10 protein-coding genes are annotated in these 12,443 nt (G+C 62.3%); all 10 read left to right on the top strand.

Annotation, left to right across the window (positions count from 1 at the left end; all coding sequences use genetic code 11):
- Nucleotides 1-12 precede the first annotated feature (12 nt).
- The 10 genes from rfbB to AC559A_RS14655 all read left to right on the top strand — a co-directional run bounded on the left by rfbB (nucleotide 13) and on the right by AC559A_RS14655 (nucleotide 12,435).
- Entirely contained in the window at nucleotides 13-1,047 is a 1,035-nt protein-coding gene (rfbB, locus tag AC559A_RS14700) for a dTDP-glucose 4,6-dehydratase (protein WP_498818480.1), read from the top strand.
- Nucleotides 1,044-1,934 carry a dTDP-4-dehydrorhamnose reductase gene (gene rfbD / locus AC559A_RS14695; protein WP_498818479.1) on the top strand — a complete coding sequence of 297 codons (891 nt, stop codon included), beginning with the start codon at nucleotides 1,044-1,046 and terminating at the stop codon, nucleotides 1,932-1,934. Before rfbB ends, rfbD begins: the two co-directional genes overlap by 4 nt.
- Nucleotides 1,935-2,206: 272 nt before the next feature.
- Nucleotides 2,207-3,238: a heat-inducible transcriptional repressor HrcA gene (gene hrcA / locus AC559A_RS14690; protein ID WP_028573242.1), complete on the top strand. Its 1,032-nt coding sequence runs from the start codon at nucleotides 2,207-2,209 to the stop codon at nucleotides 3,236-3,238.
- Between the two features lie 40 nt (nucleotides 3,239-3,278).
- Complete coding sequence (gene grpE / locus AC559A_RS14685) at nucleotides 3,279-3,902, top strand: nucleotide exchange factor GrpE (RefSeq protein WP_051434758.1); 624 nt, start codon at nucleotides 3,279-3,281, stop codon at nucleotides 3,900-3,902.
- Nucleotides 3,903-3,986: 84 nt separating this feature from the next.
- Nucleotides 3,987-5,906, top strand: coding sequence for a molecular chaperone DnaK (dnaK, locus tag AC559A_RS14680; RefSeq protein WP_028573241.1), 1,920 nt, complete (start codon nucleotides 3,987-3,989; stop codon nucleotides 5,904-5,906).
- A gap of 162 nt (nucleotides 5,907-6,068) precedes the next feature.
- Nucleotides 6,069-8,039 (top strand): hypothetical protein, encoded by a 1,971-nt coding sequence (locus AC559A_RS14675; RefSeq protein WP_498818478.1) that lies wholly within the window; start codon nucleotides 6,069-6,071, stop codon nucleotides 8,037-8,039.
- A gap of 93 nt (nucleotides 8,040-8,132) precedes the next feature.
- On the top strand, nucleotides 8,133-8,420 hold the full coding sequence (gene gatC / locus AC559A_RS14670; RefSeq protein ID WP_498818477.1) for an Asp-tRNA(Asn)/Glu-tRNA(Gln) amidotransferase subunit GatC: 288 nt from the start codon (nucleotides 8,133-8,135) through the stop codon (nucleotides 8,418-8,420).
- Between the two features lie 69 nt (nucleotides 8,421-8,489).
- On the top strand, nucleotides 8,490-9,986 hold the full coding sequence (gene gatA, locus AC559A_RS14665) for an Asp-tRNA(Asn)/Glu-tRNA(Gln) amidotransferase subunit GatA (protein ID WP_498818476.1): 1,497 nt from the start codon (nucleotides 8,490-8,492) through the stop codon (nucleotides 9,984-9,986).
- Entirely contained in the window at nucleotides 9,983-11,029 is a 1,047-nt protein-coding gene (gene mnmA / locus AC559A_RS14660) for a tRNA 2-thiouridine(34) synthase MnmA (protein WP_498818475.1), read from the top strand. Before gatA ends, mnmA begins: the two co-directional genes overlap by 4 nt.
- Before the next feature lie 29 nt (nucleotides 11,030-11,058).
- The gene (locus AC559A_RS14655) at nucleotides 11,059-12,435 is read left to right on the top strand and encodes a MiaB/RimO family radical SAM methylthiotransferase (RefSeq protein WP_498818474.1); all 1,377 of its coding nucleotides are present in this window, start codon (nucleotides 11,059-11,061) and stop codon (nucleotides 12,433-12,435) included.
- Nucleotides 12,436-12,443: the final 8 nt, after the last annotated feature.

Here is a 12,443-nt window from a genome sequence, read left to right as displayed (position 1 = left end):
AGAGGATCACGCATGCAACGCCGTCTCAGCCGCATTCTGGTCACCGGAGGATGTGGATTCATCGCCTCCAACTTCATCCTGTCCCTGATGGAGCGCCGCAAGGATCTGCTCGTCGTCAACCTGGACAAGTTGACCTACGCCGGAAACCGGATGAACCTGCTGCCCCTGGAACAAGGTCAGGACTCCCGGTATGTTTTCGTCCATGGAGACATCGCCGATCCGGAGTTGGTTCCCCGACTTTTGGCCGAACACCGGATCCAGGCCGTGCTCAATTTCGCGGCGGAGTCCCATGTGGACCGTTCCATCCACGATTCCTCGCCGTTCATCACCACGAACATTCAGGGAACGCACAATCTGCTGGAGGCCTCCCGCAAAGCGGGAATCGAATTGTTTTTACAGGTTTCCACGGACGAGGTCTACGGAACCCTCGGCCCGGAGGGCCTGTTCACCGAGGATACGCCCCTGGCCCCCAACAGTCCCTACTCCGCGTCCAAGGCCTCGGCGGATTTGCTGGTCCGGGCCTATCACGAGACCTACGGCCTGCCCACGGTGATCACCCGCTGCTCCAACAACTATGGCCCGTTCCAGTTTCCAGAGAAGCTGATCCCGCTGATGATCACCCTGGCCTGGGAAGACAAGCCCTTGCCGGTCTACGGCGACGGAGCCAACGTCCGGGACTGGATTCACGTCCTGGACCATTGCCGCGGCGTGGAGTTGGCCATGGACCGGGGCCGCCCCGGGGAGGTCTACAATTTCGGCGGCGACGCCGAACGCACCAACATCCAGGTAGTCACGGCCATCCTGAACCTGCTGGGCAAGCCCCACTCCCTGATTCGCTCTGTCCAGGACCGGCCCGGTCACGACCGACGCTACGCCATGGACTTCTCCCTGTCCGCCCGTGAGCTGGGATTTGCCCCGTCCGTCACCTTTGAACAAGGGCTTCAGGAAACCATCCAGTGGTACGAGGACAACCGGGAATGGCTGCGCAGGATTCAGGACGGCAGCTACCGAGACTTCATGGACGCCTGGTACGGAGAGCGGCGATGAACGAGCAAACTGATTCCCGCGCATACCAGACACCGCGAACCGTCATGGTCCTAGGCGGCAAGACCGGGCTTTTGGGCCAGTCCCTCTGCGCCGCCCTGACCAAGGCCGACTGGACCGCGCTGCCCGTGGGCCGGGAAGACGTAGATCTCTTCGACACGGATCAACTCGCCGCTTTCTTGGACCGCCACGAGCCGGACGTGATCTGCAACACCGTGGCCTACACCCAGGTGGACTTGGCCGAGGACGAGCCGGAACTGGCCATGCAGGTGAACAAACTCCTGCCCGTCAAGCTCGGTCGCCTGGCCAAGCAGCGCGGCATCCAGTTGGTACATTACAGCACGGACTTTGTCTTCGACGGCCAGGGCTGCGAGCCGTACCAGCCCGACGACGCCGTCAATCCGCTGTGCGTCTACGGCAAGACCAAACTGGCCGGAGAGAACGCGCTGCGGGAACTGGCTCTGGACCGATTGAGCATCGTCCGCACGGCTTGGCTCTTCGGACCGGGACGGTCCAACTTCGTGAGCAAGATTCTCACCCTAGCCTCCCAGCGCGCCTCCTTGAACGTGGTCCACGATCAGATCGGCTCTCCGACCTACACCCCGGACCTGGCCGAATATTCCGTGGAATTGCTCAAAGCCGGGGGGACCGGGATATTTCATCTCGTGAACGGCGGTTGCGCCTCCTGGTGCGAACTGGCCGCTTCCGCCGTGCAAGCCATGGGCCTGCAATGCGACGTCCACCCCATCACCTCGGACCAATATCCGCAAAAAGCCCGCCGCCCGGCCTATTCCGTACTGAACAGCGAATCCTTCACCGCGCTTACCGGTGTCAAGCCCCGCCCCTGGCTGCACGGGCTGCGGGAATATGTGTTTTGCCACGTCTGCTGATGCAGGTAATGGAGCGGCGTTTCACGCCTGCATCGGCCCATGCCCTCGAAATCGCTATCGAATCGGAATTGAACCTGGAATTAAGAATGCTGTGCATCACTCCGTGATTACGAAATCTTCTTGGACATAAGGTTCGATTTCGATCACGATTTCGTTTTCGATACCGATTCAGATAGCGGGTGAGTATCGCCCCCTCCTTCCTTGACAGAACCTTCCGGCATATTTATGGGGTCTAGCACTCTCTCTTATCGAGTGCTAGACAGGATACCACCATGGAACTTCAGCCACGCGAAATCGGCGTTTTGACGACGCTCATCGAGGATTACATCCAGACGGCCGCGCCCGTGGGGTCCCGGACCATCGCCAAAAAATCCAATCTGAACCTCAGCCCGGCCAGCATCCGCAACATCATGGCCGACCTGACGGACAAGGGCTATCTGGAACAGCCTCACACCTCGGCCGGACGGATACCCTCGGCGCATGGCTTCCGCTTTTACGTGGACACCCTATTGAAATATCACCCGCTCACCCCGGAGGAGCGGACCCAGCTCACCGAGCACATGGGCGACGACAGGCGGGATGTCTCCGAACTGCTGCGCAACGCCTCCCGGCTCCTGTCGGCCTACACCCGGCAGGTGAGCATGGTCCTGGCGCCCAAGGCCACGAACATCGGCTTCAAGCACATCGACTTCATCCTGCTCAAGCCCGGCCTGGCCATGGCCATTCTGGTGGTGGAGGGCGGCATCGTCCGCAACAAGATCGTCTCCGTGGAGCCCGAGTTGGGCACGGACGATCTGGTCACGTACAGCAATTATCTGAATCAGTTGTTCCAAGGCCGGACCCTGGCCCAGGTCCGGACCAAGCTGCTCCAGGAAATGGACGCGGTCCAGCGTGAGTATCAGGCCGTCAGTCAACAGGCCCTGGTCCTGGCCCAGCAGGTGTTCTCCGGCGGAAACGAGCGGGAAGTCTATGTCGAGGGCACGGTGAACTTCTTTACCCACCCGGAGTTCGCCAACCCGGCCAAGCTTCAGGAACTGCTGCGCATGCTGGAGGAACGCACCCAACTGCTGGAACTGTTGGACAAGGTGGCCAAGCCCGATGGTATTTCCATCATCTTCGGGCGCGAAGACGATCAGGAAGGCTTGCAGGAATTCACGCTGATTTCCTCTCCCTACCTGGGACAGGACGACCCCCTGGGAGTGGTGGGCATCATCGGCCCGATCCGCATGGACTACGCCAAGGTTGTCCCTCTGGTCGAATTCACGGCCCAGGTGATCAGCCAGCTCTTGAGAAATCGATTTTAAGGGCCCTAATAAAGGGTCCTGGATACGCAAGGAGGAGAACATGTCTCAAAAGAATAATCCCTATGCCGAGGCGGCACATCGGGCGGACCATACCGTGGGCGAGAACATTGATGTCGAGGATGTCGCGAACGGATCGGAGGAGACCGGAACGCCGAAAATGACTGCCGATATGATCGATGAGGAGCAGCTGACCCGGCTGTGCGAGGAAAAAGTCTGTCCCAACTGTCGACTTTTGGCTCAGGTCCAGGATGAAAAACTGCGCATGGCCGCGGACACTGAAAACCTGAAGAAGCGCTTGCAACGGGAAAAGGACGACTTTTGCAAATTCGCCACGGAATCCGTGCTGGAAGACCTGTTGCCGATCCTGGACAACCTGGACCTGGCCCTGGAGCACGGCGGAAAGACCGGCACGAGCAAGGAGCTGCTCAGCGGGGTGGAAATGACCCGCAAACTGTTTCTGGACATTCTCGCCCGCCACGAGTTGGAGCCTCTGGGCCAATCCGGCGAGGACTTCGACCCCAATTGGCACGAAGCCTTGGCCCAGCAGCCGCATCCGGACTTTGAGCCCGGCAAGGTCTGCCACGTGGTTCAAAAAGGCTATCGCCTCAAAGGACGGCTGCTCCGTCCGGCCAAAGTGCTGGTCAGTATGGAGTGCGCCGTATAATTTTTTCATCCGCCCCTTTACAAGCGGACAATCAACCTTAACTTGATCGAAAAATATCCATTGCGTTCAGGAGGAATCAAAAACATGGGAAAAATCATCGGTATCGATCTGGGAACGACGAATAGTTGCGTCTATGTGATGGAGGGCAAGGAGCCCAAATGCATCACCAACCCCGAAGGCGGACGAACCACTCCGTCCATCGTGGCCTTCACCGACAAGGAACGGCTGGTCGGTGAGATTGCCAAGCGCCAAGCCGTCACCAACCCGGAAAAGACCGTATTCGCCATCAAGCGACTGATGGGCCGTCGTTTCGACGCCAAGGAAATCACGTCCTGGAAGGATAGTTGCCCGTACAAGATCGTCGAAGGGAGCAACGGCGATTCCTACGTGGACATCAACGGCAAGAAGTACAGCGCTCCGGAAATTTCGGCGATGATCCTGCAGAAGCTGAAGTCCGACGCCGAAGCCTATCTGGGCGAAACCGTGACCGAGGCCGTAATCACCGTTCCGGCCTACTTCAACGACAGCCAGCGCCAGGCCACCAAGGACGCCGGACGGATCGCCGGACTGGAAGTCAAGCGGATCATCAACGAGCCCACCGCGGCCTCCCTGGCCTACGGCTTTGACAAGAAAAAGAACGAAAAGGTCGCCGTGTTCGACCTGGGCGGCGGGACCTTCGACATTTCCATTCTGGAAGTCGGCGACAACGTCGTTGAAGTCCGGGCCACCAACGGCGACACCTTTCTTGGCGGCGAGGACTTCGACCACCGGGTTATCGATTACCTCGTCAGCGAATTCAAGCGGGACAACGGAATTGATCTGTCCAAGGACCGCATGGCTCTGCAGCGGCTCAAGGAAGCCGGAGAAAAGGCCAAGAAGGAACTCTCCACCTCCATGGAGACGGAAATCAACCTGCCCTTCATCACTGCGGACCAGAACGGCCCCAAACACCTGCTGATCAAGCTCTCCCGGGCCAAGCTGGACAAGTTGGTGGAAGACCTGGTGGACCGAACCATTGAGCCCTGCAAAAAGGCCCTGGCCGACGCCGGACTGAAGACCTCGGACATCGACGAGGTGATCCTGGTCGGCGGGATGACCCGGATGCCCCTGGTGCAGAAAAAAGTCCAGGACTTTTTTGGACGCGAACCGCACAAGGGCGTGAATCCGGACGAGGTCGTGGCCATGGGCGCGGCCATTCAGGGCGGAATTCTGGCCGGGGACGTCAAGGACGTCTTGCTGTTGGACGTCACCCCGCTGTCTTTGGGCATCGAAACCCTGGGAGGAGTCTGCACCAAGCTCATCGAGCGCAACACCACCATCCCGACCCGCAAGAGCCAGGTCTTCACCACGGCCGCGGACAACCAGCCTTCGGTTTCCATTCACGTGCTCCAGGGCGAACGGCCCATGGCCGGGGACAACAAAACCCTGGGCCGCTTCGAGTTGACCGGCATCCCGCCCGCTCCCCGGGGCATGCCCCAGGTGGAGGTGGCCTTTGACATCGACGCCAACGGGATCGTCAACGTCTCGGCCAAGGACCTGGGCACGGGCAAGGAGCAGTCCATCCGGATCACCGCTTCCAGCGGCCTGTCCGAGGACGAAATCCAGAACCTGGTCAGGGACGCCGAGACCCACGCGGACGAGGACAAGAAGAAACAGCAGCTCATCGAAGCCCGCAACCACGCTGACTCCCTGATTTACGCCACGGAGAAGTCCATCAACGACCTGGGCGACAAGTTGGACTCCGTGCTGCGCGGCGAAATCGAAACCAAGATCGAAAGCCTGAAGAAGCTCATGGAAGGCGACGACGAAGCTGAAATCCGCCGTGCTTCCGAGGAGTTGGCCCAGGCTTCGCACAAGCTGGCCGAACAACTCTACGCCCAGAAAAGCGGTGGAGAACAGGGCGGCCAAGCCGGTCCCCAGCCTGGAGCGCAGCCGGGCGGCCAGCAGGACGGTCCGAAGAAGGACGACGACGTCGTGGACGCGGACTACACCGAGGTCAAGTAGCACTCCGGGATGCCGTCGCCTTGACAGGCTGTTTGCCGTATCCCTATACCTCAAGCCTGACCCGCGTTAACGCGGGTCAGGCTTTTTTTGTACGCGACGCCCGCTGCCTTTATCTCGTCCGATATCCAAGATGCCCCAGAGTCTCCTTTTCAAGGCGGTTGCATGGTTCACCAACTTGCTCTACGCGGAATCCTGATCCTTCTCCTGATCATCCCGGTCTTTTTCACCGGCGGCTGCATTGAGAAGAAACGCCTGCCCCCCATTGCCCCGCCGCCCGCGGAAGAGACCGTTCAGGGGCTGCTCCTGCAAGCCGACGCGGCGTGGCAGGCCAGGGACTACCAACGCAGTCGACAACTCTACGATGTCCTGGTGTCCGAGCCGCTGGATCATCGCCAACTGGACCTAGCCTGGGAGCGGTTGGCCGTCAGTTCCCTGCAGACCCAGGACTACGTCCGCGCCCAGGACGCCCTGATCCGCTGGGCCCTGCTGGACCCGAAACTGCGCCTGGACTGGTTCTGGCACGATTACCGGGTCCTTGCCCTGCTGGGGCAGGGCAAGGAGGATCAGGCCGAGGACTATCTGCTTCAGATCCTGCGGCAACCGGAATCCCCGTGGTCCTTGCGGTCCTCCGCCGGGATCCGACTCTCGGAAATATACCGCCAGCACAGGGACTACGCCCCCTTGCCCCTTCTCTTCGCCGACCTGCACGCCGCTGCCCCGGACGCCCAGGCCAAGGCCGAACTGGAACGGGTCGTGGTCCAAATCGTCAGGGAAATCCCGGATGCGTCGCTCCAACGGCTTGTAGAGCGAGTCCCATCCGCGGAGTCGACCGCCTTTCCCAACTCCGTGTTCGCCTGGGAACAGCGCCGTCGCGAAGCCCGGCAACGTCCGGGAGAATGGCCTGAGACCTGGGCGGCCATGCAGCGCCTCCTGCAGCAAGGTGTGTGGACTGATCCCCGGCCTTTCGTCGAGGACCTCGACGAATTGCAGGAGCACTTCGGGACGCCCGGTATCTGCGTCGGCCTTCTTCTTCCCTTGGACGGCCCACTGGCCGAAACCGGTTGGAAGGTGGTCCGGGGAGCAGAAGCCGGACGCGCCGCGCTTGAAAAGAACGGCTATCCGGTGCGCTTGGAGATCGCCAATTCCCAAGCCGCGGACATTCTGGAGACCTTGTCGACCATGGCCCCGGAATGCCGGATGATCGGCGGTCCGATCCAGCGTGACGCCTGGGACCGGCTGCACGGAACGAACCTCTCGTCCCAGCGCCGTTTTTTCACTTTCATGCCCACCATGGGCCAAGCCACGGAGGGCCAACAGGCATGGCGGTTCTTCGCCGGCCCGCAAGACCAGGTCCGCACCCTGGCCAACCTGGCCCTGAGCAAAATGGGCATCTCCAGCTTGGCCGTGCTCTTTCCCCAAGACCGCTTCGGCGAGCACATGGGAGAGATGTTCACACGGGAAGTTATCCGCATGGGCGGTCAAATTACCGGCCACCAAAGCTATCAGCCCGGCCAACATGAAGAGTGGGGCGAGGCTGTGGCCTCGCTGCTGGGAGTTCCGGCCCAACAACGCCGTGGCCGCCAGGACGGGGCCGTCCTCCCCAGGCCCCCGTTCCAGGCCGTATTCATTCCGGACAGCCTGAGCGACGCCGAGGTGCTCCTGCCCCAGTTCTTCTACTACGACGAGCCGCGCCTGCTGATCCTGGGCCCGGAACTCTGGAGCCAAGCCTGGCTGCAACGCCCGCGGCACACGGAATTGCAATACTTCCGCCTGGCCGCGATGCCCGGTGCTTGGTGGCCGGACAACCCGACGCCCGCGACTCGCGCCCTGACTGAAGTCGCGCACGCATCTGAACAAACCCCGGATTTCTGGATGGCCCTGGGCTATGACTTCATCCGCTTTGCCGCCCGGATCAGCCAAACCGCCCAGACCAGCTCCCCGGACCACCTGAACGCCCACCTGGCCGCGTTCTCGGATTTCGACTGGAGCATGGCCCCCCTCTCCTGGAACGACCAAGGCCAAGCCCGCCAAGACCTCTTCCTGTTCCAACCCACGAGCCAGGGATTGAACCTCATCGATCCGATGGCGCTACGGAATCAGTTGGACCGGGTCAGGGAGCGGTTCGCAAGGTGATGCCCGGACGGCGATCCGTCATCGTGTTAGATTGATCCAGATGCGAATCAGAATAATCACTCGGAACGTGAGCAGCATGAACAAGGAGAACGCATGAGCATCAGTACTGATGAAGTAGAAAAAGTAGCCGGGTTGGCCAGGTTGAACCTGGAGCCGGAGAAAGTAGAGCAGTTCGCGGCTCAATTCAACGATATCCTCGGCTATATGCAGAAACTGAACGAACTGGACACTTCCGGGGTGGAGCCGCTGTATTCTCCGGTGACCCACGAAACGGTGTTCCGGAACGACGAGGTCCGCATGGAATTCAGCCGGGAGGAACTCCTGGGCAACGCTCCGGAAACCGACGGCAGCTACTTCATCGTCCCTCGAATCGTCGGTTGATTTTCGCAGCCCAAACGCATCACCGCTTCACGTTCTCGACAAATCAAAATACCCACTGAAGGACAGAGCATGTCTGAACTTTGTTTCCACACCATGGCCGAGATTCGCCGACGACTGGCCGTCGGCGAGGTCCGGGTCGAGGACGTGGTCCGGTCCTGCCTGGACCGGATGGACGCCCTGGAGCCCTCCCTCCGCGCCTTTCTTACCCGGGCCGACGAGGAGATCCTGGGCCAGGCCCGGGAAATGGACCGCGTCGGCCCCACGCCGGACATCCTGGCAACCAAACCCTTGTGGGGCGTCCCCCTGGCCCTCAAGGACGTGCTGACCACTCGCGGCATGCGGACCACCTGTGGTTCGCGGATGCTGGCCGACTTCACGCCCTGCTTCGACGCCGAGGTCGTAACCCGGCTGCGTGAGGCCGGGGCCGTGATCCTGGGCAAGGTGAACATGGACGAGTTCGCCATGGGCTCGTCCACGGAAAACTCCGCCTTTCACCCCACGGCCAACCCCTGGGACCTGAGCGCCGTTCCCGGTGGTTCCAGCGGCGGTTCAGCCGCGGCCGTGGCCGCGCGGATGGGCTTCGCGGCCCTGGGCACGGACACCGGAGGCTCCATCCGTCAGCCCGCTGCCTTTTGCGGTGTAGTCGGGCTCAAGCCCAGCTACGGTCGAGTCTCCCGCTACGGCCTTGTGGCCTACGCCTCCTCCCTGGACCAGATCGGCCCCATGACCCTGACCGTGGAGGACGCGGCCCTGCTCCTGCGAGTCATCGCCGGTCATGATCCCAAGGATTCCACCTGCGCGGATCTGCCCGTGCCGGACTACCCGGCCCTGCTGGCCGAGCGGCCCGACCTTTCCGGCCTGCGCATCGGCATGCCCGAAGAGTTCTGGGGCGAGGACGGCCTGGAACCGGACGTGGCCCAGCGCTGCAAGCAGGCCATGAACCTGGCCGAGGAACTGGGCGCGACCTGCGTCCCGATCACCCTGCCCCACACGTCCTATGCCGTGGCCGCCTACTACATCGTGGCCTCCGCCGAAGCCAGCTCCAACCTGGCCCGGTTCGACGGGGTGCGCTACGGGTATCGGGACAAGGATGCCCGCGACCTGATCGAGATGTACCGCAACTCCCGCAGCAAGGGCTTCGGCGAAGAAGTCCAGCGCCGCATCATGCTCGGCACCTACGTGCTCTCCTCGGGCTACTACGATGCCTACTACAAAAAGGCCGCCCAGATCCGCCGCCTGATCCAGCGGGACTTCCTGGAGGCCTTTGCACGCTGCGACGTGATCTGCGGCCCGGTCACACCCACCACGGCCTTCGGTCTGGGCGAAAAGACCGCGGACCCGCTGCAGATGTACCTGAGCGACATCTTCACCATCTCTCTGAACCTGGCCGGCCTCCCCGGCCTGAGCCTGCCCGTTGGTTTGGGTGAGCGCAGCGGCCTGCCGGTGGGGTTGCAGATCCTGGGACCGGCCTTCCGGGAAGATGTACTCCTCCAGGTCGGCCATGTTCTGGAACAGCGCCTGCCCCGGCTGCCCCTGCCCACCGGGATCGCCCAACAGGCCCCGTGACCGTTGCCGTTGCCGTCAGCGGAGGCCGAGACAGCCTGATGGCTCTGGCCCTACTCCGGCGGGAGCGCAACCTTGTCGCGGTCCATGCCCAGCTGGCCGACACGACCCCGCCCGAAGTCCTGGACGGACTGCGGGAAAACTGCCGTATTCTGGATGTTCCGTTCCAAGTCCTGGACCTGCGCTCCCGGTTCGAAGAGCTGGTGGTCGCGCCCTATATCCAAAGCTATCTGGAAGGCCGCACGCCCAATCCCTGCGCCTGGTGCAACGCCCGGATCAAGTTCGGCCTGCTCCTGGACGCAGTGCGCGAACAGGGTGCTCGAACCCTGGCCACTGGTCACTACGCCCGCCTGACCCTCACGGATCACGGCCCCGGCCTCTGGCGAGGCGCGGACCCGGCCAAGGACCAGAGCTATTTCCTGGCCCTGCTCACCCCGAACCAGCTTGCCCAGGCCGCCTTCCCTCTGGCCGACCGCCGCAAGCAGGACGTGCTGCCGGAACTGGAGCGCCTGGGCCTCGCTCCGCCCCTGCCCGGCGAAAGCCAGGAGGTTTGCTTCATTTCAGGCGACTATCGGGATTTCCTGGCCTCCCGGCTTTCAAAACTGCCGCCGGTCGGCCCCATGGTTCTCGAAGGCGGAGAGACCGTGGGCGAGCACAAGGGCCTCTGGCAGTACACCATCGGCCAACGCAAAGGCCTGGACGTGGCCTGGAGCGAGCCGCTCTACGTACTGCGCAAGGACATGGCCGCCAACATCCTGGTGGTGGGCGAGCGGGCCCGACTGCTCAGCGACACATGCCGCCTGGAATCCATCAATTTCCTCGTCCCCACCACCGCTTGGCCCCGGGACCTCCGCCTGCAAACCCGCTACCGCCAACGCCCCGAATCGGCCCGCCTGGGTTCGGCCCCGGAAGCAAGGCAATCATCCAGCCCCGACACGCTCGTCCTGACCTATCCCGAACCCCGAGAACCCGCCGCCCCCGGCCAGATCGGAGTGATCTACTCCGCCGAAGGGCAAGTCCTGGCTGGCGGGGTGATCAGTTCCTGAACTTTCGCCTTTTGAAGAACATTCGAATCATGCGCTTCCACCTGACCACGTTCGGCTGCAAGGTTAACCAATACGAATCCCAGGTCATTCTGGAGCACTGGACTGGTCAAGGACATGTACAGGTTGCGGAAGCTGTTCAGGCTGACGTGATTCTGATCCATTCCTGCGCCGTAACCGCCAAGGCCGTGGCCGAGCTGCGCAAGACCACGGCGGCTCTGTATCGGAGCGCGCCCAAGGCCCGGATCGTAATCACCGGATGCGCGGCCCAGACCTTTGGTCCGGAGTTGCGCGGCCTTCCCGGGGTGGTCGGGGTTATCGGAACGCAGGATCGAGGAAGACTTCTGGAAGGACCGGAGCCGTTGCTGCAACAGTCCGCAGAGGAGCTGTCCTCCGGCTCAAAGCCCATAGTGAACATGTTGGCAGGCGTCTCGGACTTTCGGCGTGCCCGGGCCCAGGTCAAGGTCCAGGACGGCTGTTCGCATGGCTGCACCTATTGCATCGTGCCCCTGGCCAGGGGGCCGGGACGAAGCCGGGAGCCGGGGGAGGTGATCGAAGAGGTCCGGCGTCTGCTTGCGGCGGGATTCCGGGAGATCAGCTTGATCGGCGTCAATCTCCGGCTCTACGGCCAGGATCTTCAGCCCCGATGCGACTTCTGGGACCTTGTTCTGACGTTGGACCGGACTTTCGCGCCGATGTGGGGCCAACGGGCCAGGCTGCGGCTCAGCTCCCTGGATCCGGCCATGCTGGGAAGCAAGGCCCTGGACGTAATCTCCGGGTCGCGGCTGCTTTGTCCGCACCTGCACCTCTCCCTGCAGAGCGCCAGTCCGGCGGTCTTGAAGGCCATGGGCCGGGGCCATTACCAGCCCGAGACCATCCTGGACTTCTGCCACCGACTGGAGCATCGGCTGGGCCTCTACGCTCTGGGTGCGGACCTGCTCACCGGCTTCCCCGGCGAGCAGGATGTCCATTTTCGGGAAACCCTGGAGTTCTGCTCCGCCTTACCCCTGACCTACGCCCACGTCTTCCCCTTTTCTCCCCGGCCCGGAACTCCGGCGGCGGATCGCCTGGACCAGGTGCCGGAGGAGGCTCGCCGGGATCGTGCCCGACAACTGCGCACCTTGACCGGGACCAAGCGTCGAGGCTTTCTCCGCGCTCTGGCCGAGCGCGACGCGGTGACCATGGTGGTGGAAGGAACCGCCCCGCACCGTGGCAAATGCGAATACTACGTGCCCTGCCAGCTGGTCCAACAGTCGGAAGGGCCGGAGGAGAACGCAGGTGGGGAGACGGACGGCAAAACGCGCGCACTCACAACACGAGAATTGGTGCGCGTTCGTCCCGTGGGCGCGACGCTCAAGGGCCGAGATTGGGGCCTGAAGTGCGTTCTGGGTGATGAAATAGGTGAATGAGCGAACGA

Origin of the sequence: Desulfonatronum zhilinae (assembly GCF_900182865.1) — a bacterium.
GTDB lineage: Bacteria > Desulfobacterota > Desulfovibrionia > Desulfovibrionales > Desulfonatronaceae > Desulfonatronum > Desulfonatronum lacustre.
The sequence above is the reverse complement of the archived record's forward strand: the minus strand, read 5'-3'. Positions and strand labels throughout refer to the sequence as shown.

Coding starts and splice junctions, on each gene's coding strand:
- grpE (WP_051434758.1), top strand. CDS start 3,279: ATGTCTCAAAAGAATAATCCCTATGCCGAGGCGGCACATCGGGCGGAC.
- dnaK (WP_028573241.1), top strand. CDS start 3,987: ATGGGAAAAATCATCGGTATCGATCTGGGAACGACGAATAGTTGCGTC.
- gatC (WP_498818477.1), top strand. CDS start 8,133: ATGAGCATCAGTACTGATGAAGTAGAAAAAGTAGCCGGGTTGGCCAGG.
- gatA (WP_498818476.1), top strand. CDS start 8,490: ATGTCTGAACTTTGTTTCCACACCATGGCCGAGATTCGCCGACGACTG.
- hrcA (WP_028573242.1), top strand. CDS start 2,207: ATGGAACTTCAGCCACGCGAAATCGGCGTTTTGACGACGCTCATCGAG.
- AC559A_RS14655 (WP_498818474.1), top strand. CDS start 11,059: ATGCGCTTCCACCTGACCACGTTCGGCTGCAAGGTTAACCAATACGAA.
- AC559A_RS14675 (WP_498818478.1), top strand. CDS start 6,069: ATGGTTCACCAACTTGCTCTACGCGGAATCCTGATCCTTCTCCTGATC.
- rfbD (WP_498818479.1), top strand. CDS start 1,044: ATGAACGAGCAAACTGATTCCCGCGCATACCAGACACCGCGAACCGTC.
- rfbB (WP_498818480.1), top strand. CDS start 13: ATGCAACGCCGTCTCAGCCGCATTCTGGTCACCGGAGGATGTGGATTC.